19 protein-coding genes and 2 tRNA genes are annotated in these 23,526 nt (G+C 66.3%); 14 read left to right on the top strand and 7 right to left on the bottom strand.

Annotated features, from left to right (window positions below; all coding sequences use genetic code 11):
• Window positions 1-192 precede the first annotated feature (192 nt).
• From pstS to phoR, 7 genes are all read left to right on the top strand, one after another.
• Window positions 193-1,224 carry a phosphate ABC transporter substrate-binding protein PstS gene (pstS, locus tag J8I34_RS16850; protein ID WP_029046383.1) on the top strand — a complete coding sequence of 344 codons (1,032 nt, stop codon included), beginning with the start codon at window positions 193-195 and terminating at the stop codon, window positions 1,222-1,224.
• Between the two features lie 118 nt (window positions 1,225-1,342).
• The gene (gene pstC / locus J8I34_RS16845) at window positions 1,343-2,311 is read left to right on the top strand and encodes a phosphate ABC transporter permease PstC (RefSeq protein WP_029046384.1); all 969 of its coding nucleotides are present in this window, start codon (window positions 1,343-1,345) and stop codon (window positions 2,309-2,311) included.
• A gap of 5 nt (window positions 2,312-2,316) precedes the next feature.
• On the top strand, window positions 2,317-3,222 hold the full coding sequence (gene pstA / locus J8I34_RS16840) for a phosphate ABC transporter permease PstA (RefSeq protein WP_209775822.1): 906 nt from the start codon (window positions 2,317-2,319) through the stop codon (window positions 3,220-3,222).
• A 66-nt stretch (window positions 3,223-3,288) separates the two neighbouring features.
• Window positions 3,289-4,077, top strand: a complete 789-nt coding sequence (pstB, locus tag J8I34_RS16835; protein WP_029046386.1) for a phosphate ABC transporter ATP-binding protein PstB — start codon at window positions 3,289-3,291, stop codon at window positions 4,075-4,077.
• Between the two features lie 55 nt (window positions 4,078-4,132).
• Window positions 4,133-4,837 (top strand): phosphate signaling complex protein PhoU, encoded by a 705-nt coding sequence (phoU, locus tag J8I34_RS16830; protein ID WP_029046387.1) that lies wholly within the window; start codon window positions 4,133-4,135, stop codon window positions 4,835-4,837.
• Between the two features lie 27 nt (window positions 4,838-4,864).
• On the top strand, window positions 4,865-5,572 hold the full coding sequence (gene phoB / locus J8I34_RS16825; RefSeq protein ID WP_029046388.1) for a phosphate regulon transcriptional regulator PhoB: 708 nt from the start codon (window positions 4,865-4,867) through the stop codon (window positions 5,570-5,572).
• Between the two features lie 135 nt (window positions 5,573-5,707).
• Entirely contained in the window at window positions 5,708-7,072 is a 1,365-nt protein-coding gene (gene phoR / locus J8I34_RS16820) for a phosphate regulon sensor histidine kinase PhoR (protein WP_209806487.1), read from the top strand.
• 73 nt (window positions 7,073-7,145) lie between these two features.
• Here phoR and ppk1 read toward each other — a convergent pair whose 3' ends face one another.
• Complete coding sequence (gene ppk1 / locus J8I34_RS16815) at window positions 7,146-9,272, bottom strand: polyphosphate kinase 1 (protein ID WP_209775803.1); 2,127 nt, start codon at window positions 9,270-9,272, stop codon at window positions 7,146-7,148.
• Window positions 9,273-9,421: 149 nt separating this feature from the next.
• Here ppk1 and ppx point away from each other — a divergent pair, with 149 nt between their 5' ends.
• Window positions 9,422-10,954, top strand: coding sequence for an exopolyphosphatase (ppx, locus tag J8I34_RS16810; protein ID WP_029046391.1), 1,533 nt, complete (start codon window positions 9,422-9,424; stop codon window positions 10,952-10,954).
• 63 nt (window positions 10,955-11,017) lie between these two features.
• Here the strand turns inward: ppx and J8I34_RS16805 are convergent, their stop codons facing one another.
• The 3 genes from J8I34_RS16805 to infA all read right to left on the bottom strand — a co-directional run bounded on the left by J8I34_RS16805 (window position 11,018) and on the right by infA (window position 13,220).
• Complete coding sequence (locus tag J8I34_RS16805) at window positions 11,018-11,857, bottom strand: GNAT family N-acetyltransferase (protein ID WP_029046392.1); 840 nt, start codon at window positions 11,855-11,857, stop codon at window positions 11,018-11,020.
• A gap of 425 nt (window positions 11,858-12,282) precedes the next feature.
• A complete protein-coding gene (locus J8I34_RS16800) occupies window positions 12,283-12,759 on the bottom strand; it encodes a SixA phosphatase family protein (protein WP_029046393.1) in 477 nt (158 codons plus the stop codon).
• A 239-nt stretch (window positions 12,760-12,998) separates the two neighbouring features.
• Window positions 12,999-13,220 (bottom strand): translation initiation factor IF-1, encoded by a 222-nt coding sequence (gene infA / locus J8I34_RS16795; RefSeq protein ID WP_008641674.1) that lies wholly within the window; start codon window positions 13,218-13,220, stop codon window positions 12,999-13,001.
• A 649-nt stretch (window positions 13,221-13,869) separates the two neighbouring features.
• Here infA and J8I34_RS16790 point away from each other — a divergent pair.
• The gene (locus J8I34_RS16790) at window positions 13,870-14,391 is read left to right on the top strand and encodes a hypothetical protein (RefSeq protein WP_209806486.1); all 522 of its coding nucleotides are present in this window, start codon (window positions 13,870-13,872) and stop codon (window positions 14,389-14,391) included.
• 163 nt (window positions 14,392-14,554) lie between these two features.
• Window positions 14,555-15,313, top strand: coding sequence for an exonuclease domain-containing protein (locus J8I34_RS16785; RefSeq protein ID WP_029046395.1), 759 nt, complete (start codon window positions 14,555-14,557; stop codon window positions 15,311-15,313).
• Window positions 15,314-15,407: 94 nt separating this feature from the next.
• On the opposite strand, the gene J8I34_RS16780 is transcribed toward J8I34_RS16785, so the two are convergent.
• Window positions 15,408-15,484, bottom strand: a tRNA-Pro gene (locus J8I34_RS16780).
• A gap of 403 nt (window positions 15,485-15,887) precedes the next feature.
• On the opposite strand from J8I34_RS16780, the gene J8I34_RS16775 reads away from it, so the two are divergent.
• The 4 genes from J8I34_RS16775 to J8I34_RS16760 all read left to right on the top strand — a co-directional run bounded on the left by J8I34_RS16775 (window position 15,888) and on the right by J8I34_RS16760 (window position 19,583).
• A complete protein-coding gene (locus J8I34_RS16775; RefSeq protein ID WP_209806504.1) occupies window positions 15,888-17,072 on the top strand; it encodes a GGDEF domain-containing protein in 1,185 nt (394 codons plus the stop codon).
• Between the two features lie 51 nt (window positions 17,073-17,123).
• Window positions 17,124-17,200, top strand: a tRNA-Arg gene (locus J8I34_RS16770).
• Window positions 17,201-17,672: 472 nt separating this feature from the next.
• A complete protein-coding gene (locus J8I34_RS16765; RefSeq protein ID WP_209806485.1) occupies window positions 17,673-18,140 on the top strand; it encodes a nucleoside deaminase in 468 nt (155 codons plus the stop codon).
• A gap of 192 nt (window positions 18,141-18,332) precedes the next feature.
• A complete protein-coding gene (locus J8I34_RS16760; RefSeq protein ID WP_209806484.1) occupies window positions 18,333-19,583 on the top strand; it encodes an MFS transporter in 1,251 nt (416 codons plus the stop codon).
• 15 nt (window positions 19,584-19,598) lie between these two features.
• On the opposite strand, the gene J8I34_RS16755 is transcribed toward J8I34_RS16760, so the two are convergent.
• Window positions 19,599-20,741 (bottom strand): ABC transporter permease, encoded by a 1,143-nt coding sequence (locus tag J8I34_RS16755; RefSeq protein ID WP_029046398.1) that lies wholly within the window; start codon window positions 20,739-20,741, stop codon window positions 19,599-19,601.
• 1 nt (window position 20,742) lies between these two features.
• A complete protein-coding gene (gene rbbA / locus J8I34_RS16750; RefSeq protein WP_209806483.1) occupies window positions 20,743-23,526 on the bottom strand; it encodes a ribosome-associated ATPase/putative transporter RbbA in 2,784 nt (927 codons plus the stop codon).

Here is a 23,526-nt window from a genome sequence, read left to right as displayed (position 1 = left end):
CGTTTTTTTGTGCAATTTTGCAATTAACCGCCGTCACATTGCACCCGCATGACAGCTCGATGGCGGCTGGAAACCCAAGCTGGCGGCGGCTTTCAAGAAGATTTAAAGATGTCACGGAATTGTCATATAGGGAGCATACAGTTCGCCTTGTCAAAAATTTGTCATTCCCAACCAATGTTCTCTGGAGGACATATGAAGCTGGTCAAGACTGCCGTGGCAGGCATCGTTTCGATTGTCGTAGCGGGTACTGCGTTCGCGGCGGAAATTACCGGTGCAGGCGCTTCCTTTCCGGCGCCCGTGTATTCCAAGTGGGCCGACGCATATAACAAAGCAACGGGCAACAAGGTCAACTATCAATCCATCGGCTCATCGGGCGGCATCAAGCAGATTGGCGCCAAGACGGTCGATTTCGGCGCCTCGGACGCGCCGCTGAAGGACGAGGACCTGAGCAAGCAGGGCCTGGTCCAGTTTCCGACTGTGATTGGCGGCGTGGTGCCGGTGATCAACCTGCAAGGCGTGAAGCCGGGCGAGCTGACCATCACCGGCGAGGTACTGGCCAATATCTACCTGGGCAAGATCAAGAAGTGGGACGACCCTGCCATCAAGGCGCTGAACCCGCAAGCCAAGCTGCCGAGCCAGGACATCCTGCCGGTGCGCCGCGCTGACGGTTCGGGCACCACCTTCATTTTCACCAACTACCTGTCCAAGGTCAGCGCTGACTGGAAGGGCTCGGTGGGCGAGGGCACCACGGTCAACTGGCCGGGCGGCGGCACCGGGGGCAAGGGCAACGAGGGCGTGGCCGCCTTCGTGCAGCGCCTGAACGGCGCCATCGGCTACGTCGAGTACGCGTACGCCAAGCAGAACAAGATGACCCACCTGAACATGAAGAACTCGTCGGGTGCCGTGGTCAAGCCGGGCGACGATGCCTTCAAGGCCGCCGCCGCCGGCGCGGACTGGAGCAAGAGCTACTACCAGATCCTGACCAACCAGCCGGGCAAGGATGCATGGCCGATCGCAGGCGCCACCTTCATCCTGGTGCACAAGAACCAGGAAAAGCCGGCGCAGGGTGCGGAAGTGCTGAAGTTCTTCGACTGGGCCTACAAGAGCGGCGCCAACATGGCCGCCGACCTGGACTACGTACCGCTGCCGGAAAGCGTGGTCAACCAGATCCGCTCGACCTGGAAGACCAGCGTGAAGGACGCCTCGGGCAAGGCGCTGTACTGATCTGACGGCATCGCCGGCTCCGCGCAAGCGCGGGGCCGGTGTCCGGGCAGCCTGATTCCCGCCCGGACACCGCGCTCCCGCCCGGGCGGGAGTGGCGATCCACCCTGAATTCTCCGACATGGCGACTATCCCCTCCGATACCCGCGGCGTCCAGCCACCCAGCCGGCTCGGCGACGTTTTGTTCGGCGGCCTGACACGCGGCGCCGCCATCGTGACGCTGCTGCTGCTGGGCGGCATCATCGTCTCGCTGGCGATCAGCGCCTGGCCGTCGATCGAGGCCTTTGGCGCGCGCTTCCTGTGGTCCGCGGAGTGGGATCCTCCCGCCGATGTCTACGGCGCGCTGGTGCCCATCTACGGCACCATCGTGACCTCGCTGATCGCGCTGATCATCGCGGTGCCGGTGAGCTTCGGCATCGCCCTGTTCCTGACCGAGCTGTCGCCCGCCTGGCTGCGCCGCCCGCTCGGCACCGCCATCGAGCTGCTCGCCGCGGTGCCGTCGATCGTGTACGGCATGTGGGGCCTGCTCGTGTTCGCGCCGATCTTCGGCGAGTATTTCCAGAAGCCCCTTGCCGCCACGGTGGGCCAGCTGCCTGTGATCGGCAAGCTGTTCCAGGGCGCGCCGCTGGGCATCGGCCTGCTGTGCGCGGGCGTGATCCTGGCGATCATGATCATTCCGTACATCGCCTCGGTGATGCGCGACGTGTTCGAAGTCACCCCCGTCCTGCTCAAGGAGTCCGCCTACGGCGTGGGCTGCACCACTTGGGAAGTGATGTGGAACGTGGTGCTGCCCTACACCCGCGCCGGCGTCATCGGCGGCGTGATGCTGGGCCTCGGCCGCGCGCTGGGCGAGACCATGGCCGTCACCTTCGTGATTGGCAATACGAACCTGCTGGACAGCGCATCGCTGTTCTCGCCGGGCAACAGCATCACCTCGGCGCTCGCCAACGAGTTCGCCGAAGCCGGCGCCGGCCTGCATACGGCCGCGCTGATGGAGCTGGGCCTGATCCTGTTCTTCATTACGTTCGTGGTGCTGGCGCTGTCCAAGCTGTTGCTGCTGCGACTCGCCAAGAATGAGGGCGCCAAATGAGCCAAATGACCCAAGCGAGCCAGGCTGTGTCTTCCGTATCGATCCCCGCCGTCCGTCCCGATGCCGATGCCGTGCGCGCGCGCCTGCAGGGCCGCCGCCGCCGCGTCAACCTGTACGCGCTGACTGCTTCGCTGGTGGCGATGGGCTTTGGCCTGTTCTGGCTGGCGTGGATCCTGTGGACCACCATCACGCTGGGCGTCGGCGGCCTGTCGCTGGACCTGTTCACGCAGATGACGCCGGCACCCAACACCGCCGGCGGCGGCCTGGCCAACGCCATCTTCGGCAGCTTCGTGATGGTGGGCATGGCCACGCTGTTCGGCACGCCGCTGGGCATCCTGGCCGGTATCTACCTGGCCGAGTATGGCCAGCGCTCGCCGCTGGCCAGCTTGATCCGCTTCATCAACGACATCCTGTTGTCGGCCCCGTCGATCGTGATCGGCCTCTTTGTCTATGCGCTGGTGGTGACCCGCATGGGCCACTTCTCGGGCTGGGCCGGCATCTGCGCGCTGGCGCTGCTGCAGGTTCCGATCGTGGTGCGCACTACCGAGAACATGCTGAACCTGGTGCCCAACGCACTGCGCGAGGCCGCCTTCGCCCTGGGCACGCCCAAGTGGAAGATGGTGCTGTCGATCACGGTGAAGTCATCGTATGCCGGCATTGTGACGGGCGTATTGCTCGCGGTGGCGCGTATTGCCGGCGAAACCGCGCCGCTGCTGTTCACCGCGCTGTCCAACCAGTTCTGGACTTCCGACCTGAACAAGCCGATGGCCAACCTGCCGGTGACCATCTTCCGCTTCGCCATGAGCCCGTTCACCGAATGGCAGCAACTGGCCTGGGCGGGCGTGTTCCTGATTACGATCGGCGTGCTGGCCCTGAACATCCTGGCGCGCATCCTGTTCCAGAAAAAATAAGCGGCGGCACGACCATCCCACGTTTCGCCCTGAAGACTGCAAGCTGACTGCAAGCGAGAGAACGCAATGACCTCCACCGTCATCGACATTCCTGATTCGGTACGCGCCAAGATCGATGTGCGCAACCTGAACTTCTACTACGGCCAGTTCCATGCGCTGAAGAACATCAACATGTCGATCCCCGACCGCAAGGTCACGGCTTTCATCGGCCCCTCGGGCTGCGGCAAGTCGACGCTGCTGCGCACGTTCAACAAGATGTATGCGCTCTATCCCGAGCAGCGTGCCGAGGGCGAGATCAACATGGACGGCGACAACCTGCTGACTGCCAAGCAGGACATCGCCCTGCTGCGCGCCAAGGTCGGCATGGTGTTCCAGAAGCCTACGCCGTTCCCGATGTCGATCTACGACAACATCGCCTTCGGCGTGCGCCTGTTCGAGAAGCTGTCGCGCTCGGAGATGGATGACCGCGTGGAATGGGCACTGACCAAGGCCGCGCTGTGGAACGAAGCCAAGGACAAGCTGAACCAGTCGGGCTACGGCCTGTCCGGCGGCCAGCAGCAGCGCCTGTGCATCGCACGCGGCATCGCCATCCGCCCGGAAGTGCTGCTGCTCGACGAGCCGTGCTCGGCGCTGGACCCGATCTCCACCGGCCGCATTGAAGAGCTGATCGCCGAGCTGAAGGACGAGTACACCGTGGTGATCGTGACCCACAACATGCAGCAGGCCGCGCGCTGCTCGGACTACACCGCCTACATGTACCTGGGCGAGCTGATCGAGTTCGGCGAGACCGAGAAGATCTTCATCAAGCCGCACCGCAAGGAAACGGAAGACTACATTACCGGCCGCTTCGGTTGATTCGGCCGATTGTCACCGCAGGGCGTAGCATACCAACAGCGGACAGGAGAAACCCATGCCAGACAAGCACCTGTCGACCCAGTTCGACGCCGACCTCAACGCGATCAACACCAAGCTGCTGCAGATGGGCGGGCTGGTCGAGTCGCAGATCGAAGTCGCCATGCGCGCGCTGGCCGACTTCGACGCCGACCTGGCCGACCAGGTCATTGCACGCGAGCAGCAGCTCAACGCGCTGGAGGTCGAGATCGATGCCGATTGCGGCAACATCATCGCCCGGCGCCAGCCGACCGCGCGCGACCTGCGCCTGGTGATGGCCATTTCCAAGACCATCACCAACCTGGAACGCGCCGGCGACGAGGCAGAGAAGATCGCCAAGCGCACCAAGCACATCATGGAAGACGCGTCGGCGCACAGCATCAACTACGCCGAGGTGAAGCTTTCGGGCGAGATGGCGATCTCGCTGCTGCGCCAGGCGCTGGACGCCTTCGCCCGTCTGGATACCGTGGCGGCGGCGCGCATCGTCAAGGACGACAAGGCGATCGACGAGGAATTCCGCGGCTTCGTGCGCAAGCTCATCACGTACATGATGGAAGACCCGCGTACGATCTCGGTCGCGCTGGATTTCCTCTTTATTGCCAAGGCGGTGGAGCGCATCGGCGACCACGCCAAGAACATCGCGGAATTTATCATTTACATTGTCAAGGGAACGGACGTCCGCCATGTCTCGCGCGAGGACATGGAGCGGGAAGCCCTGAGCTGAGCCGCCTGATTGCGGAGAACGATACACATGCCGAGCAGTATTCTCGTTGTCGAAGACGAACCGGCGATCGCCGAGCTGATCGCCGTCAACCTGCAGCACGCGGGGCACTATCCGATTCGGGCCTATAACGCCGAGCAGGCACTGTCGCTGATGAGCGATGTGCTGCCCGACCTAGTGCTGCTGGACTGGATGCTGCCGGGCAAGTCGGGTGCGATCTTCGCCAAGGAGTTGCGGGCCAACGACCGCACCCGCCAGATCCCGATCATCATGCTGACCGCCCGCGGCGAGGAGCAGGACAAGGTGATGGGCCTGGAAGCCGGTGCCGACGACTACGTCACCAAGCCGTTTTCGCCCAAGGAGTTGCTGGCCCGCATCAAGGCCGTGCTGCGCCGGCGCGCACCGCAGCTGACCGACGACGTGGTGGCGATCAATGGCCTGCGGCTGGATCCGGCCACGCATCGCGTCACCGGCGAGGACGACAGCGGCCCGATCAAGTTGGACCTGGGCCCGACCGAGTTCCGTTTGCTGCACTTCCTGATGACCCATCCGGAGCGCGTGCACAGCCGTTCACAGCTGCTCGACCAGGTCTGGGGAGACCACGTCTTTGTCGAAGAGCGGACCGTCGACGTGCACATCAAGCGCCTGCGCGCAGCGCTTACCCCCGGTGGCTACAGCAACATGATCGAAACCGTGCGCGGCAGCGGCTACCGCCTCGCGCGCGTTCCCGGCGCCTGAGGGGCCCGGCTGGCGCGGGGCGGCGCCATTTCGCCCCGCGCAACTCCCCACGCTGCTGGAAGGGCGCGGCGAAATCGTGGCACACTCCGTCGCAACCCATGCGGCCACTGCCGGCCGCTAGCCTGAACCCTGCGCATGAATGTCATCTGGGCCCGTTCCGCGGCCATCCTGATCAGCCTGGTGGTGGTATCCGCCGGCGTCTACCTGGCCTTTGGCACGGTCGCCGCGCTGGCACTGGCATGTGCGGCGCTGTTCGGGCTGCTTTGCTTCTACCTGTACCAGATCAACCGCCTGTGGAAAGTGCTCGACGCGCCCGTCTACGGCGAGATCCCGAGCGCCGTGGGCCTGTGGGGCGAGGTGTATTACCGGCTGCACCGGCTGGTCAAGCGCTGGCGCTCGCAGGTGCTGCAGGTCGAGCAGCAGCACACCCGCTTTATCCAGGCCATCCAGGCCTCGCCCAATGGCGTGCTGATGCTGGACGATGCCGACCAGATCGAATGGTGCAACGACGTGGCCGAGCAGCACTTCGGCCTGAACGCGCGCCGCGACGTGCGCCAGCGCATCACGCACCTGATCCGCCGGCCCGAGTTTGTCCACTACCTGACGCGGCAGCGCTTCGACGATCCGCTGGTGATGCGCGACATGGGCGAACACAAGCACAGCGTGATCGCGGTGCAGATCCTGCCCTACGGCGACAACCGCAAGCTGGTGATCACGCAGGACATCACCAAGCTGGAAAACACCGAAGCGATGCGCCGCGACTTCGTTGCCAACGTCTCGCATGAACTGAAGACGCCGCTCACGGTGCTGACCGGCTTCCTGGAAACCGTGCGCGACCTGCCGGTGTCGGAAGACGATCGCCGCCGCTATGTCGACATGATGCTGGTGCAGTCGGTGCGCATGCAAAGCATCGTCGATGACCTGCTGGCGCTGGCCAGGCTGGAGAGCGATGCGCAGCCGCCGGGCAACGACATGGTGGCCGTGCAGGCGATGGTCGCGCACCTGATTGATGATGCCGAGGCGCTGTCGCAAGGCCGGCACAAGATTGTGGCCGAGATCGACCCCACGGTGGGATTCCGCGGTGCCGAGACCGAGCTGCTGTCGGCACTGGGCAACCTGGTGTCCAACGCAGTGCGATACACGCCGGAGGGCGGGCGCATCGCGTTGCGGCTGGGCTGGGAAGAGGGCCATGCCGTGTTCTCGGTGGCCGATACCGGGCTTGGCATTGCCGCCGAGCATATCCCGCGGCTGACCGAGCGCTTCTACCGCGTCGACCGCAGCCGTTCGCGCGATACCGGCGGCACCGGGCTGGGCCTGGCCATCGTCAAGCACGTGCTGTCGCGCCACCATGCCGACCTGCGCGTGACCAGCGAGGTAGGGCGCGGCAGTGTGTTCCGCATCATCTTCCCGCTGGAGCGCAGCGTACGCGGCCTGAGCGACGCGGCCGTCGCCGTGCCGGCATCGCCGCAGGCACCGGATTCGCCGCGCCGGGCCGCCTGAGCGGTTCGCCTTGGCGGTCCACCAAAGCAGCAAGCCCCGCCGCGGCGGGGCTTGCTGCTTTTCGGACAGGCAGTTACGTATTGCCGCCGAACATCGCCAGCATGTCGTTCTGGCTGACACGCGGATGCCTCGAGCGTGTCTGCTTGCGCACGTAGTTGCCGTCCGGCTGCATGATCCATGCGGAAGCATTGTCGCGCAGGTGTACCTGCAGGCTTTCCTTGATCACGCGCGCCTTCAGCGCCTTGTCCAGCACGGGGAACGCCACCTCGACGCGGCGGAACAGGTTGCGATCCATCCAGTCGGCGCTGGACAAGTACAGCACCTCTGCGCCGTCCGCGCGGAAATAATAGACGCGATGGTGTTCCAGGAACCGCCCGACGATCGACCGCACCGAGATGTTCTCGGACATGCCCGGCACGCCCGGCATCAGCGCGCAGACGCCGCGCACGATCAGGTCGATCTTCACCCCCGCGCGCGAGGCCTTGTACAGCTCGTCGATGATCGACGGTTCCAGCAGCGCATTCATCTTGGCGATGATCCGGGCCGGCTTGCCGGCGCGCGCGTGGCGGGCCTCGGCGCGGATATGCTCGACCAGGTTGGTATGCATGGTGAACGGCGACTGCCACAGGTGGTTCAGCCGGATCGTGCCGGCAGTGCCGGTCAGCAGCTGGAACACGTGGTGCACGTCCTCGCAGATCGCCTCATCGGCGGTCAGCAATCCGAAGTCGGTGTAGAGACGCGCGGTGCGCGGATGGTAGTTGCCCGTGCCCAGGTGGGCATAGCGGCGCAGCTTGACCTGCTTGGCCTTGGGGCCGGTTGGCTCGCGGCGCACGATCAGCAGCATCTTGGCGTGGCACTTGTGGCCGACCACGCCATAGATCACGTGTGCACCGGCCGATTCCAGCCGCTCGGCCCAGTTGATATTGGTCTCTTCGTCGAAGCGTGCGAGCAGTTCCACCACCACGGTGACTTCCTTGCCGTTGCGCGCGGCGGTCATCAGTGCTTCCATCACCAGCGACTCGTTGCCGGTGCGGTACACCGTCTGCTTGATCGCGACCACGTTGGGATCGGCGGCGGCCAGCTGCAGCAGGTCGAGCACCGAGCTGAAGCTCTCGTATGGGTGGTGCAGCAGCACGTCCTGCTGGCGCATCACGTCGAACATCGAGGCTCCCCCGGCAAACGCCTTCACCGGCGCCGGCACATAGGGCGGGTACTTGAGGGCGGGACGATCGACCATGTCGGGGATCTGCATCAGCCGCACCAGGTTCACCGGGCCGGAGACACGGTACAGGTCCTGCTCGCTCAGGCCCGATTCCAGCAGCAGCCGGCGCGCCAGCGGAGCCGGCGTGTCGGAGGAGACCTCCAGCCGCACCGTGTCGCCGAAATGACGCGTCGGCAGTTCGCCCTGCAGCGCTTCGCGCAGGTCGGTGATCTCGTCCTCGGAAACGAACAGGTCGGAATTGCGCGTGACGCGAAACTGGTAGCATCCGTGCACCGCGATCGCCGGGAACAGCTCGTGCACGAAGCCCTGCATGAACGATGACAGCATCACGAAGCCGAACGGGTAGCCCGACAGCTTTTCCGGCATCTTCACCACGCGCGGCAGCGCGCGCGGCGCCTGCACGATGGCGAGGTCCGCTTCGCGGCCGAAGGCATCCTTGCCGGACAGTTCGACCACGAAGTTCAGGCTCTTGTTGAGCACGCGCGGGAAAGGGTGGGCGGGGTCCAGCGCGATCGGCGTCAGCACCGGCGCCAGCTCGCGCTGGAAGAACTCGCGGGCCCATTCGCGCTGCGCGTCGGTCCAGGTCGTTGTCAGGTGGAAAAAGACACCTTCTTTTTCAAGAAGTGGAAAAATGGTGTCCTGCAGCATGTCATACTGCGAAGCAACAAGCCGCTGCGTGCGCTCGGTGACAAGCTGGTAAGTCTGCTGGAAGGACAGGCCGTCCGGCGTCAGCCCAGAAGCGTTGTCGCGCATCTGTTCCTTCAGGCCCGCCATGCGGATTTCAAAGAACTCGTCCAGATTGCTGGATACGATGCAGATAAACTTCAGCCTCTCCAGCAGCGGTACTTTAGGATCCGCGGCTTGCGCCAGCACGCGGGCATTGAATTCCAGGATGCCCAGCTCGCGATTGAGCAGCGTGCTGGACGGCGTCGTCGACATGGTCATGACCTTCTTTTGGTAATGTGGCGACTTTTTCATAAAATCGTGTCACTTTTATGACGGTTTCATTTTGTCATGAGGCGGACATGACGAGGACATAATTTTCCGGGGCGCGAGCGCCGGCCGCGGGACACCGGTTCCGCGCCGAGCCACGCAACACGAACGCGAACCAGCCCTCCTAGCACACGATGAACAACACTCCACGCTTGCTCGCCGCCGTCGACATGGGCTCGAACAGCTTCCGCCTGATGATCGGGCGGGTGGACGAGACCACCACGGCCAACGGCACCGCGAGCCAGATCTTCCAGGTCGACGCCCTGCGTGAGCCCGTACGGCTGGCGGCTGGCCTGACGCCAGACAAATACCTGGACCAGCCCGCGCGCCGGCGTGGCATCGATGCGCTGCGGCGCTTCGGCGACCGCCTGCGCGACTTCGCGCCGGACCAGGTGCGCGCGGTCGCCACCAATACGCTGCGCGTCGCCAAGAATGCATCCGAGTTCCTGATCGAGGCCGAGAATGCGCTCGGCTTCCCGATCGAAGTCATCGCCGGGCGCGAAGAAGCGCGGCTGATCTACCTGGGCGCCTCGCACGATGCGCCCGCCTGCCAGGGCAACCGGCTGGTGGTGGATATCGGCGGCGGCTCGACGGAATTCATCATCGGCAGCGGCTACCAGTCCAAGCTGATGGAGAGCCTGTACATCGGTTGCGTATCGCATAGCCGGACCTTCTTCCCCAGCGGCAACGTCGACGAATATGCGATGAAGCAGGCCGAACTGGCCGCGCGCCGCGAGATCCAGGTGCTGGTGCGCCAGTACCGCGCCGCCGGCTGGGAGCAGGCGGTCGGTTCGTCGGGCACGGCGCGCGCGCTGGCCGAGCTGATCGAGCTCAACGGCATGAACGACAACCCGGCCGACCACGGCATCACGCGCGAAGGGCTGGAGCGCCTGAAGCGCGCGCTGATCAAGGCCGAGAACACCAACCGCGTGAAGCTGACCGGGCTGAAGGCGGACCGCATCCCGGTGCTGCCGGGCGGGTTGTCGATCATGCTGGGCGTGTTCGCCGAACTCGACATCGACCGCATGGACGTCACCGACGGCGCGTTGCGCCTGGGCGTGCTCTACGACCTGCTGGGGCGCAGCCACCATGAGGACATGCGTACCGTCACGGTCGACCAGTTCATGCGCCGCTACGGCGTCGACCGTGCCCAGTCAGGGCGCGTGCGCGGCACCTCGCAGGCGCTGCTGGCACAGTTCCCGGATCCCGCCAACGAACGGCGCGAAGATAACCTGGCGCTGCTGGGCTGGGCCGCGAGTTTGCATGAAATCGGCATGTCGATCTCGCACAGCGGCTACCACAAGCATTCGGCGTATATCGCCACGCATGCGGACATGCCGGGCTTCTCCAAGACCGACCAGGCGCGCCTGGCCACGCTGCTGCTGGGGCATGCGGGCAAGCTTGGCAAGCTGTCGGGCAGCGGCAAGTTCGTCGACTGGCGCATGCTGTTCAGCCTGCGCCTGGCCTTTGTGCTGTGCCGGCGCCGTTCGGACGTCGGCTTGCCCGACATCCGCGTCAGCCAGCTGGCCGAGGCGCTCGACGAAGGTTTCGAGGTGCGCCTGCCCAAGACGTGGATCGAAGCCAACCCGCTGATCGAATACAGCCTCGCGCAAGAGGCCGACGAATGGCAGCGGATCGGCAAGCGCTACAAGGTCGTCTACGACTGACGAACGGCTGAGCCCTGGAGGAAGGGGGCCGCCGTTCAGGCGGCCCGGATCCTATGGCCTGGGTCATACGGCCTGGTTCAGGCCGAGGAAGTGGCGGGCGTAGCGCGGGTTCATGTCGTTCACGCGCAGCAGCGTCAGGAAGTCGGCCACGTTGAAATCCGGATCCCAGGCCGGCTGGCCGCAGATCTTCGCCCCCAGGCGCAGGTAGCCCTTGATCAGCGCGGGCGGCTCGACCTCGAGCTGCTGGTTCAGGTCCTCGACCGGCAGCGGCAGGCGCGGGAAGGCATGGTATTCGATCGGTGCCAGGTAGCGCTCGCTGAACAAGCGGTGCAGGCTGGCCGCATAGTGGCCGCCGTCGCTCATCGGCACGCTGGCGCAGCCCAGCATCGACTCGATGCCCCAGCGTTGCAGGTACTCGCCCAGTCCGCCCCACAGCGCCATGATGACGCTGCCCGAGCGATAGTCGCGGTGCACGCAGGAGCGGCCCAGCTCCAGCATCTTGGGGCGCAGGTGGGCAAGGCGCACCAGGTCGAATTCCGATTCCGCGTACAGGCAACCCAGGCGCTTGGCCTGGTGCGGCGGCAGCACGCGGTAAGTGCCGACCACGCGCAGCGTGGCCATGTCGCGCACGATCAGGTGGTCGCAGTAGCCATCGAACATGTCGATGTCCAGCTCTGGCACCGAAGATGTCAGGCGTGCGCCCATCTCTTCGGCGAACACCTTGTAGCGCAGGCGCTGCGCTTCGACTACTTCGTCCTGGTGGCGCGCCCACGCCACGCTGAGAGCAGGCGACTCACTTGCCTTATCCGATTGGCGATGAAGACGGCTCCGCGCCGTCTGGCCGCCAAGGCCATTGGGCAAAGAGTCGAAGAGCGGCTGGGTCGGCGTGGGGAGGTCTCGCATCAGTATGTCCTTTTGGTGACGAAACTGTTGCGATGCAATGTAGTGAGCCGCGGTGACAGTGCCGTGACCTGGCGATGACGCTTCCGTGACGTCGGGCGGGCTGCCGGTGCCGGTGGCGCTGTCGCGCGGCCAGGCGGCTTCGGGGGAGGGGTCTGCGGGCGCGCTGGCGCGTTGGCGGGGGCGATGGGGGTCCGACGGGCAATCCATGGGAAATCTCCGTGACACCTGCGATCGATGCCCATGCCTGGCATGGCTAGGGCGGCGCGGCCAGGAGGCGGCGCCGTAGCGACTCTAGGGAGCGGGGATTGCGGCTGCCATCAGCTATTTCAGATTTTGCAGCGCACGACGATGCCGGCAAAGCCGTAGGCTGCAGCCGGCTCGTGCGGGCCGGCTGCAATGGCGAAGTCGGAAATATCTGAACCGCGTCAGAGGAATTCGGGGTTGACGACCGCGCGCAGCACGGTTTGCGATTCGCTTTCGCGGGTCCGTCCGGTCAGCCACCAGATGCCTGCCTTGCGCACGCTCCAGTCCATCTCGTTGCCGGCCAGAAGCAGGCTGGCGACGCGTCCTATCCATGGCTGGTGCCCGACCACCACCACGTGCTCGGTGCGTTCGGGCCATTGGATCGCGGCAAGGACCGCGCTGACGTCGGCGCCGGGGCCCAGCGCTTCGACGATCTGCGCGTCGCCCGTCAGCGCCGCGGCGGTCTCGCGGGTGCGTACGGACGGGCTGCACAGCACGCGCGTATCCGCTGGCAGATGGGCACGCAGCCATTTGGCGGACGCCTCCGCCTGCTTGCGGCCGCGGCGCGTCAGGGGGCGCTGCAGGTCGGCGTGGCGGCTCAGGCTGAGGGCGTCGGGGAGGTCTTCGGCTTCGGCGTGGCGCCAGAGGATCAGGTTCATGTTGGGCGAGGCGATAGGGATGCTTCGAGTATGGTGAAGCTGCCCGGCCGGCGCAAGCGGGCTCAAGTGGATGGGCCGGCGCCGTTGATGGCCCGTGGATGACCGTAAACGAAACCGGGCTGCCCGTTGGGCAGCCCGCAAGTGTGTCCGGGCGCGGTGTCAGTTACATGACAGCGCGTCGACAGCGCCCCGGAATCGACTTGTGACGGCGGGAGCGGCGGGCTCCGCCGTGCGAAGACTCAGGACTTGTGGCGGAAGTTGATGCGGCCCTTGGTCAGGTCGTAAGGCGACATTTCCAGGGTCACGCGGTCGCCGGCCAGGATGCGGATACGGTGCTTCTGCATCTTGCCCGAAGCGTATGCCCAGATTTCCACGCCGTTTTCCAGCGTGACACGATAGCGGTTGTCAGGCAGGGCTTCCGACACCACGCCGCCAAATTCAATGAGTTCTTCCTTAGCCAATCTGCTTTCCTTTTCGGCAGCCCGCGAAGGCTGCATGGTTGCGTTATCAAAAATTCCGGTCCGGTTCGTCCGGCTCGAGGGCACGGCGCGAACCAGCGCACATTCGCCATGCGGCGAACCGCGCCATTGAAGTCGTTCGGGGCAGGCGCACGCGGATGGTCCCGCGCGGCGCCACGCGTGGCGCCAGATACTCGATCCATGCCGGTCGCGCCCCGGCCAGGCGGGCGCGGATTGCCTGGCGTGGACACTGCCGGTGACGGCCTGGGCGGCCGTTCGCTACGCGGAGCAGGGCGGGCAGGTGTACCCGGTGGTTCGCCAGTTCTGATGTCGCCGCGGATGGCCGCGCCGGCTGCTGCTGAGCGCTCGCGAGAGCGCGCTGGTGAGAACGCCCGGTTACAGGGATGCTCGGACACCCCGGGGCTACTTGCTCTTGCATTGTATCACGTACGCAGTTGCAGCATTGCCCCGTGAACACGAGCCAGCAGTGGGACGGTGGCGCCTTGTGCAACGCACGATCCATGCGGATCGCAGTGGTGCATGGGGCACCTGGCATATCCGGCATGCCTTGGTATTTGCCCCATATGAGCTAGAACTAACTCGTACGGCCGGCGGGGAGTCAGCGCGGCCGGAATCTCGCAAGGAGACTGCCATGGAACTCCATCTGGACTCGCACCGCTACGTCCGATGCACGCCGGACTGGCGGGCCGCCGTGGTGGCCGGGCTGATCGCCGGCGCGGTCTACATGGTGCTTGAGCTGTTGACGGCGCGCTTCCTGATGTACCAGGGCGCCTGGGGTACGGTGAAAATGGTGGCGGCCATTATCCTCGGCCGCGAGGCGCTTTCCGCCGATGCCTTCAACTGGACCGTGGTGCTTTCGGCCGGCACGGTTCATTTCGCGCTGTCCATCATACTTTCGGCAGTGCTGGCGATGATCCTGTCGTCATTCCGGCTCGATTCCAGCATGGGGCTGGCGTCGCTGGTTGGCATCGTGTTCGGCATCGTGGTCTACCTGGTCAATTTCTATGTGTTCAGCCGCTATTTCAACTGGTTCGACGAGGCGCGCGGGTGGGAAAGTCTGTTCGCCCACGCACTGTTCGGACTGGTCGCGGCGGATGTGTACGCCAATCTCGAGCGGCGCCGCAGTGACACCGCCGGCCCGCAGCCGGGCTGAAATGGTGAGCCTTGTGCTGGCGCGCCGGCTGTATCCAACCAGCTGGCGCCCTCGGCTAGCCCATCTGGTTGATATGACGTTTGGCACCCCCGCACTACGCTAGAGGCAAACGACCATAGCGGCCGCCGCCAACCGGCTTGCGGACGGCCACACCGGAGTGCCCATGCGGGTCGCAATCGTCAGTACCGAGACAACCGGGCTCACGCCAGCGGACGAGCCTGTCAGCATCGGCCTGCTGCTTGTCGAAGTGGCGCCGAGGGCGGGCAGTCTCGTGCGCGAAATCACTGACTATTACGGTTCGCAGGAGCCCACCAGGCCGATCAGCGAGGCCGCCACCGGCATGCACGGCCTGACCGCCGAAATGCTGCGCGGGCAGCGCTTCGATGTCGGTGCGATCCGCGCCATCGTCGAAGATGCCGACGTGCTGGTCGCCCACGGCGCCGAATTCAATGTCCGCATGCTGGAGAAAGTGCTGCCCGATATACAGCGCAAGCGCTGGCGCTGCTCGGTGCGCCAGGTGCGCTGGTCCCAGTACTTCCATGCGCCCAACCACAAGCTGGATACGCTGTGTGATCACCTGCGCATCTTCCGGCCGCGGCCGCAAATCGCGCTGGACGACTGCCTGGCGCTGTCCAAGCTCCTGTTCCAGCAGATGGGAGCGGTGGGCCAGGCCACGCCGATGGGCTTCCTGCTGGCGCAGCCGGACTATTTGCCGCGGATTGTCGTGCAAGGTGCGGCGGCTTCCCCGGCCAATGTGGCGCCGCCAACTCCCGTGCCGCCACAAGGGGACGGGAGGGCTGGCTGGCTGCCGCAGGTCGACAAACAACACGACGGTGCCAGCCGCGGGCTCGTGCTGGTGGCCGTGTTACTGCTGCTGACCGCGGCCGCGCTGATCTGGCCGGACATGATGCCGCGGTGGTGAGCGGGGCCGACGCTGTTGCGCAGGGGCGGGCAGAAAAGAAAAACGGCCTGGACATCGCTGTCCAGGCCGTGTTCCTTGAAGCCAAATCAAAAACTGGTCGGGGCGACATGATTCGAACATGCGACCCTCTGATCCCAAATCAGATGCGCTACCAGGCTGCGCTACGCCCCGAAGCCCGCGATTGTAGCGCGCACTGGCAGGGTCGGTCAATCTGGCGTACCCGGCACATGGTCGGACGCGGGCTGGTCCGCGGGCGCGCTCCTCTTGGCGGGGGCACTTTGGCTTGACTTGGGTTTGCGCGCTGCGATAATCCGCACACCGCTCTGGTCCGGCCGGCGTGATGTTGGGAATGCTGGCTTGCAGATTTCTTACGGACTGACCTGATCACCATAACAAGAACGGCGCTCCCTGTCCTGGCGAGCGCCTCGGCGCGTTGGCATTGCCGCTGGCATCGCCTCGGCGGCCTGCTTCAGGCTATGCGGCAATCGATGGCAACGGTCCGGAACAGGACCGGCATAAGAAAGGGAAAGGCGGGCCTGGCGGGGCGCCGCTTGTCGCCTTGGACGGGATGAAGATGTTTCAGTCGCATATTGTGGTGCTCATCGCGGGGCTGTTTGCCTTGCAGATGGCGGTGGTTTGCGTCGTATTGCGTCGGTCCGCGGGCATGGGTCGCAGTGGCCTGACGTCATGGGCGCTGGGCGATGTCGCCGCGGCGATCGCCGCGGTGCTGGCTGCGCTCGCCTTGATGGCGATCGGGGCGCGTCATTTTGCCGGTCGCTCCGGCAGGACCGGGTTGCTGCTGGGAACCTGCCTGGCTGCCGCGGTCGGCGTGGCATGGCAGATAGGGGCGCCCGGCATTCCCGATGCGCCGCTGCCATGGCTGCAGATGGCGCCGCTGTTGACGGCATGCCATATCGGCCTGCTGCTCGACGTGACCCGCAGCATCGGCCCATCGTTGCGCACCGCGCGCGGCATCGGGCGCCTGGCGGCCGCATCGCTGGTGCTGATCGCCATTGCCGTGGCCGCGACCAATGCATGGACCATGGCATTGCCCGTTGCCGCGCTGGTGCAGGACGGCGCCTGGCCGCGGCCATTGCCGTGGGACGGCGAGCTGGCCATGCTCAACGTCTTCGCGCTGGTTGGTCTCTCGGTCAGCATTGCGCTGATGGCGCACGACCGGCTGCGGCGCATGCTGGAGCGGCGCGCGTGCCATGACGACCTGACCGACGTGCTGCTGCGCGGGGCCTTCTGGGAATCGCTCGAACAAGCCTGCCTGCAGGCCGAGCGCCAGCGCAAGCCGTTGACCGTGGCCTTTGTGGATCTGGACCACTTCAAGGCGATCAACGATGTCTACGGGCACCTGGCCGGCGACAGCGTGCTGCGGCACTTCGCCGGGCTGCTGCGGCGTACCAGCGGCCCGCAGGACGTGATCGGGCGACTGGGCGGCGAAGAGTTTGCCATCGTCATGCCGGATACCGGAATGGAGAATGGCCGGCTGGCCTGCATGCGGCTGGCGACCGCCGTGCGCGCGAACCCCTGTCCTTCCGAGCCCGATGCGATCGCCTACACCGTCAGCATCGGCCTGGCCACGCGCAACCCCGGGGAGGGCGCCGACGCGCTGATGCGCCGCGCCGACCGCGCCTTGTATGACGCCAAGCTCAAAGGCCGCAACGGCGTGTCGATGCACCCGGTTGCCGACAACCATACGCCGGCGGCGGGCCGCTACGTCACCCGCGGGAGCGAGCGCCTGGCATCCTGAACGCCGCGGATCCGCACTGCGGGCCGGCGCTGCGGTAGAATGCACGCCTTCGCGTCCTTAGCTCAGTTGGATAGAGCACTCGCCTTCTAAGCGAGCGGTCAGAGGTTCGAGTCCTCTAGGACGCGCCACTGTCCACGGCACATCTGCCGAACCATTCCCAGTTCCCCCGGCCCATGCGCACCCCGAAAATCAGGGCAAGAGCAAGAACCGCTGCGTCAGCGCCGTCAGCCTGGGTTCGATCAGATCTTCGTCAAAACGCAAAGACCCCGGATCGGTCAGCAGGGTAAGCGTGCCTACGACCATCTGGATGGCGTGCGCACTTCTGCCTCGGAGTCGTCCAGGGCCTGGGGGAAGCGGTTATTTCTTTCCCCGGGTTGCCGGAATATGCGGTGCCCGGAACGGTGTCCCTGAAACGGGCACCGTAGTGTCGAAGGCGATTCGATGCCGATATCGCAGGCACTGCCAGGGCCGATGGCAGGGCTGGCTTCAAATACGCCGTATAACAACTTGCCGCACGCGGCGCACGCACGCTGGCCTATAGTTTGTCGGCCAGCCACCGCATCGGTCCGCCCGGGACCGGGCCCTCATAGGAGATAACGCGTGTCGACCACGGAAACCTATCTGATCGATTCCATCCGCCTTGCCATGGATAACGTACGGGAGCGCAACACCTGGCCTTTCGGCGCCGTGGTGGTCAAAGATGGCAAGGTGCTGGCGCGCGCGGTCAATGAGGTGGAAGCTACCTGCGACCCCAGCGCGCACGCTGAAATGCAGGCAGTGCGCGCCGCGAGCCGGGCACTGGGCAAGCCCGACCTGAGCGGCTGCACGGTCTACGCCAGCGGCTACCCCTGCCCGATGTGCCTGACTGCGATGTACCTTGCCGGCGTCGGGGCGGTCTACTACGCGTATTCCAACGACGACGGCGCGCCCTATGACCTGTCCGCGGAACGCGGCTATGTCGAGCTTGCGCGGCCGAGCGAACAGCGCGAGATGAAGCTGGTCTACCTGCCTGCGCGCGACGAAGGCCCCGACCTCTATGAGGCGTGGCGCGAACGGCAGGAATGCTAGGGCGAAGGGAGGCCGCACCGCTGCGGGCCTGAGCTCGGAGGGGAAGGTGCCGGTGCGTCCGGCACGTTTCGGCGTTTTGCCGCACAATACGGCCTTGCGCGCCGCACAGGAGCACGCTGGATCACCAGAGGCGGGGTCATCGACCCGCCCGGCAGCGGGCGGCATTTCGTAGAACCCTCTGCAATCCTGTACATGGCCGCCCCACATGCACACGCCGCCGCGGACGCTGTCCGCGCGCCTGACGCTCCCCTCCCCACGTCCGCTGAACCGCCGGCACGCTCCGGCCGTCTTGCGCTGCTGGCGCTTGGTGTCGGCAGCTTTGCCATCGGCACCGGCGAGTTCGTCATCATGGGCCTGCTGCCCGATGCCGCGCGCGATCTCGCCATCTCCATCCCCGAAGCCGGCCACCTGATCAGCGCCTATGCGCTGGGCGTGGTCATCGGCGCGCCGCTGCTGGCGGTGCTTGGCGCGCGCTGGCCGCGGCGCAACCTGCTGGTGGCGCTGATGGCGGTGTTCGCGGCTGGCAATCTCGCCAGCGCGATGGCGCCTGCCTACCTGTCGATGCTGGTGGCGCGCCTGCTGACCGGCTTTCCGCACGGCACCTACTTTGGCGTGGCGGCGCTGGTCGCTGCCGGTCTGGTACCGCGCGAGCGGCGCGCGCAGGCGGTAGGGCTGGTGATGCTGGGCCTGACCATCGCGACCCTGGTCGGCGTGCCGATAGCCGCCACGGTCGGCACCTGGCTCGGCTGGCGATCGGCCTTCGTGATCGTGGGCGCGCTCGGCGCGCTGACGGCGCTGCTGGTGTGGCGCTGCGTGCCGTTCGTGCCGGCTGACCGGCATGCCAGTCCGCTGCGCGAGCTGTCGGCGCTCAGGCGCAAGCAGGTGTGGCTGACGCTGGGCATCGGCGCGATCGGGTTTGGCGGCATGTTCTCCGTGTTCAGCTACATCAAGCCGACCATGCTCGAACTGGCGGATATGCCGGCCGCGGGCATCCCCGTGGTGCTGGCGCTGTTCGGCGTCGGCATGGTGGCGGGCAATCTCGCCGGCGCGCGACTGGCCGACAAGGCGCTGATGCCGACCATCGGCGGCGTGCTGGCATGGACCGCGCTGGTGCTGGGCGCCTTCACCTTCACCGCGCCGCATGCGTGGCTGGCCGCGGCCAATGTGCTGCTGGTCGGCACCGTGGTGGCACTGGGGCCGGCGCTGCAGATCCGGCTGATGGACGTGGCCGGCGATGCGCAGGCACTGGCGGCCGCGCTCAACCACTCGGCGTTCAACCTCGCCAATGCGCTCGGCGCGTGGCTGGGCGGCGTGACCATCGCCGCCGGCTATGGCTGGACCTCGACCGGCTGGGTCGGCCTGCTGCTGGCGCTGGGCGGCCTGGCGATTTATGCCTGGTCGGTGCTCGACATGGACCGCCGCGGCGCCACTGCTGCGGCTTGATCGCTGCTTTCGGCGCTAAGCCATCTGGCTGATGGTCTTGCGGAAGCGGTTCAGCGACAGGCCGAACAGCACCGCGCCGATGCCCAGCAGCGCCAGGAACGGCTTCCACACCACGTCGAGCCCTGCGCCGCGGAACAGGATGGCCTGGCCCAGCGCGACGAAATGTGTGGTGGGCGCGGCCAGCATGATGTCCTGTACCAGCTGCGGCATGCTTTCGCGCGGCGTGGTGCCGCCGGAAAGCATCTGCAGCGGCAGCAGGATCAGCACCATCAGCATGCCGAACTGCGGCATATTGCGCGCCAGCGTGGCCAGGAAAATGCCCATCGACGTCGTGGCGAACAGGTGCAGCAACACGCCGCACATGAACAGCGCGACCGAGCCCTCGATCGGCACGTGCAGCGCGCCACGTACCACCAGTACCAGCGACAGCATGGCGGCGAGCATCACCACCAGCCCCATCGACCACACCTTGGCCAGCATGATTTCGGTCGGCGTGACCGGCATTACCAGCAAATGCTCGATCGTGCCGTGCTCACGCTCGCGGATCAGCGCGGCGCCGGTCAGGATGATGGACAGCATGGTCACGTTGTTGATGATCTGCGTGAGCCCGCCGAACCACGATTGCGTCAGGTTGGGGTTGAAGCGCGCGCGCAGCGCCAGGTCGACCGGCAGCGACGGTGTGTCCCGGTAGCGCTGCACGAACTCGGTCACTTCATCTGTGAACATGCGCTGGATATAGCCGCTGCCGCTGAACGCCTGGGTCATGCGTGTGGCGTCGACGTTCAGCTGCACCTGCGGCGCGCGTCCGGCCAGCACGTCGCGCTGGAAGCCGGGCGGGATGTTGAGTGCAAAGGTAAAGTCGCCGGCGTCCATGCCCCGGTCCATCTGGTCGGGCGAGATCATCTTCGGGGCGGCGAACTGCGGCGGATAGAAGGCCGACACGATGCGCTCGGCCAGCGGCGATGAATCCTCGTTGACCACCGCGATCGGTGCCATGTGCAGCGTCTCGGGCGTGGCGGTGGCGCCGGTGTAGACCGACACCGTGAACACGTAGACGATCAGCACCAGCAGGGTGGGGTCGCGCAGCAGGCTCCACAGCTCCTTGATCCCGAGCCGGTAGATATGCGCGAGCTGGGTAACGAATCCGCGCTGGCGCATCTCAGGTCTCCTGCTTCTTCAGCAGCGTGGCGGTGGCGCCGAAAATCACCGGCACCGCCGCGAGCAGCGCCCAGAACGCGCCGGCAAGGTCATGCAGGCCCAGCGCCTTGTTGAACACGCCGCGGCTGATCGTCAGCATGTGGGTCGCCGGATAGATCTCGCCGGCCAGCCGCGCCGGGCCCTCCAGAGACGACACCGGCACCAGCAGCCCGCTGAACTGCACCGCCGGGATCAGCGTGCCGATCATGGCGAAGAACATCGCGGCGATCTGGCTGCGTGTGAAAGTGGACGCCAGCATGCCGATGCCGGTGGCGCAGAGGGCGTACAGCAATGCCGCCAGCGTCAGCGTGGCGAAGCTGCCCTTGACCGGCACGCCGAACACCGTCACCGCCAGCAGCGACATCAGCAGGAAATTGAACATCGCCAGCCCGACGTAGGGCAGCTGCTTGCCGAGCAGGAATTCCGTGCGCGTGACCGGCGTCACGTACAGGTTGGTGATCGAGCCCATTTCCTTTTCGCGCACCACCGCCAGCGCGGTCAGCATTGCCGGCAGCATCATCAGCAGCAGCGGGATCACGGCCGGCACCATCGCCGGCAGGCTGCGCACGTCGGGGTTGTAGCGGAAGCGCGTTTCCAGCGTGGCGGCACTGACGGCGTTCTGGCCGTAACGGTGGCGCATCTGGTCGAGCAGCCAGCCCTGGTGCATGCCCTGCACGTAGCCCCGCACGGTTTCCGCGCGCGAGGGCATCGAGCCGTCGATCCATATGCCGACCTGCGCGCCAGCGCCACGCTGCACGTCGCGCGCGAAGCCGGCGGGGATTTCCACCGCCAGCGCCAGCTCGCCGCTGCGCATGCGGCGGTCGAGGTCGCCATAGCCCGACAGCGGCGGTTGCTCGATGAAATAGCGAGAGCCCGACAGGTTCAGCGCATATTCCTGGCTGGTCACGGTCTGGTCGTGATCGAGCACGGCGAAGCGCAGGTCTTCCACGTCCATGCCGACGCCATAGCCCATCGCGAACAGCAGGATCACCGAACCCACCAGCGCCAGCGTGCCGCGCACCGGGTCGCGGCGCAGTTCCAGCGCCTCGCGCCACATGTAGGTCAGGGCGCGGCGCAGGCTGAAGCGGGGGCGGCGGGCCGGGGCTGGCTCGGGCGCGGCCGGCGGGTGGTCCGGTGCCTGGGCCGGTGCCTGGGCCGGTGCCTGGGCCGGCGCGGCCTCGTCCGCCGGGCCGTCGCCGCTGGCCTGCTCCAGGTAGCCGATGAAGGCCGCCTCCAACGAGGCCGCGCAGCTGTCGCGCACCAGTGCCGCCGGCGTATCGCTGACCAGCACCCGTCCCGCATGCATCAGCGAGATGCGGTCGCAGCGCTCGGCCTCATTCATGAAGTGGGTGGAGATAAAGATGGTCACGCGGTCGCGCCGCGACAGCTCGATCAGCAGCCGCCAGAAGCCGTCGCGCGCCACGGGGTCGACGCCGGAGGTCGGCTCGTCAAGGATCAGCAGCTCGGGCTTGTGCACCATCGCCACCGCCAGCGACAGCCGCTGGCGCATGCCCAGCGGCAGGTTGGCGGGCAGGGTGTCGAGCACATCTTCCAGGCCGAAGCGGGCCACCATCTCGTCCACGCGCCGCGGAATCTCGCCGGCCGGCACCGCGAACAGCCGCGCGTGCAGCTCCAGGTTCTGCCGTACGGTCAGTTCGTCGTACAGCGAGAATGCCTGCGACATATAGCCCACGCGCTTGCGCGTATCGATGTCGTCCGGGTCGATCTCGCGGCCGAACAGCCAGGCCTTGCCTTCGCTGGCCGGCAACAGGCCGGTCAGCATCTTCATGGTGGTGGATTTGCCGCAGCCGTTGGAACCGAGGAAGCCGAAGATCTCGCCGCGGCGGATGCGGAAGCTGACGTGATCGACCGCGACGAAGTCGCCGAAGCGCATGGTGAGGTCCTGCGCTTCGATGGCGACCGCGGCGTTCTCATCGGCGACCAGCGGCGTGATCGATACCGGGCGGTGTCCACGCCGCCGCGCTTCCGGCAGCAGGGCGATGAAGGCGGCCTCGAGCGAGTCGGTGCCGGTGCGCGCCAGCAGTCCGGCGGGCGTGCCGGTGGCCAGGATCTTGCCGGCATCCATGGCCACCAGCCAGTCGAAGCGCTGCGCCTCGTCCATGTACGCCGTGGCCACGATCACGCTCATGCCGGGACGGGTGCCGCGGATGCGCGCAATCAGGTCCCAGAACTGCGCCCGCGCAAGCGGGTCGACGCCGGTAGTCGGTTCATCGAGGATCAGCAGGTCGGGGTCATGGATCAGCGCGCAGCACAGGCCCAGCTTCTGCTTCATGCCGCCGGACAACTTGCCCGCGGGGCGCGCCAGGAACGGGTGCAGGCCGGTGCTGCGCGTCAGGTCGTCGATGCGGCGGCGGCGCTCGCCGGCGCCGTGGCCGAACAGGCGGGCGAAGAACTGCAGGTTTTCTTCCACCGACAGTGTCGGATAGAGGTTCTTGCCAAGCCCCTGCGGCATGTAGGCGATGCGCGGGCACACCGCGTCGCGGTGGCGCGGCGAACGCATGTCGCCACCGAACGCCTGCACCGCGCCCACCTGCACCGCGCGCGCGCCGGCCACCAGCGACAGCAGGCTGGACTTGCCCACGCCGTCGGGCCCGATCAGGCCGATCATGCGGCCCGCCGGCACTTCCAGGTCAATGCCATCCAGCGCCACGGTGTCGCCGTACCGAAGGCTGACGCCAGCCAGGTGCGCGACCGCGGCGGGGGCAGGGAGGCCGGTTGCAGGCAT

This window comes from Cupriavidus phytohabitans (assembly GCF_017815025.1).
In the GTDB taxonomy this organism is placed as follows: domain Bacteria; phylum Pseudomonadota; class Gammaproteobacteria; order Burkholderiales; family Burkholderiaceae; genus Cupriavidus.
This window is presented reverse-complemented; position numbering and strand designations above follow the sequence as displayed.

Bases quoted from the DNA above. Each gene is read 5' to 3' on its own strand.
- pstS (WP_029046383.1), top strand. From the start codon at position 193: ATGAAGCTGGTCAAGACTGCCGTGGCAGGCATCGTTTCGATTGTCGTA.
- pstC (WP_029046384.1), top strand. From the start codon at position 1,343: ATGGCGACTATCCCCTCCGATACCCGCGGCGTCCAGCCACCCAGCCGG.
- pstA (WP_209775822.1), top strand. From the start codon at position 2,317: ATGACCCAAGCGAGCCAGGCTGTGTCTTCCGTATCGATCCCCGCCGTC.
- pstB (WP_029046386.1), top strand. From the start codon at position 3,289: ATGACCTCCACCGTCATCGACATTCCTGATTCGGTACGCGCCAAGATC.
- phoU (WP_029046387.1), top strand. From the start codon at position 4,133: ATGCCAGACAAGCACCTGTCGACCCAGTTCGACGCCGACCTCAACGCG.
- phoB (WP_029046388.1), top strand. From the start codon at position 4,865: ATGCCGAGCAGTATTCTCGTTGTCGAAGACGAACCGGCGATCGCCGAG.
- phoR (WP_209806487.1), top strand. From the start codon at position 5,708: ATGAATGTCATCTGGGCCCGTTCCGCGGCCATCCTGATCAGCCTGGTG.
- ppk1 (WP_209775803.1), bottom strand. From the start codon at position 9,272: ATGAAAAAGTCGCCACATTACCAAAAGAAGGTCATGACCATGTCGACG.
- ppx (WP_029046391.1), top strand. From the start codon at position 9,422: ATGAACAACACTCCACGCTTGCTCGCCGCCGTCGACATGGGCTCGAAC.
- J8I34_RS16805 (WP_029046392.1), bottom strand. From the start codon at position 11,857: ATGCGAGACCTCCCCACGCCGACCCAGCCGCTCTTCGACTCTTTGCCC.
- J8I34_RS16800 (WP_029046393.1), bottom strand. From the start codon at position 12,759: ATGAACCTGATCCTCTGGCGCCACGCCGAAGCCGAAGACCTCCCCGAC.
- J8I34_RS16790 (WP_209806486.1), top strand. From the start codon at position 13,870: ATGGAACTCCATCTGGACTCGCACCGCTACGTCCGATGCACGCCGGAC.
- J8I34_RS16785 (WP_029046395.1), top strand. From the start codon at position 14,555: ATGCGGGTCGCAATCGTCAGTACCGAGACAACCGGGCTCACGCCAGCG.
- J8I34_RS16775 (WP_209806504.1), top strand. From the start codon at position 15,888: ATGTTTCAGTCGCATATTGTGGTGCTCATCGCGGGGCTGTTTGCCTTG.
- J8I34_RS16760 (WP_209806484.1), top strand. From the start codon at position 18,333: ATGGCCGCCCCACATGCACACGCCGCCGCGGACGCTGTCCGCGCGCCT.
- J8I34_RS16755 (WP_029046398.1), bottom strand. From the start codon at position 20,741: ATGCGCCAGCGCGGATTCGTTACCCAGCTCGCGCATATCTACCGGCTC.
- rbbA (WP_209806483.1), bottom strand. From the start codon at position 23,526: ATGCCTGCAACCGGCCTCCCTGCCCCCGCCGCGGTCGCGCACCTGGCT.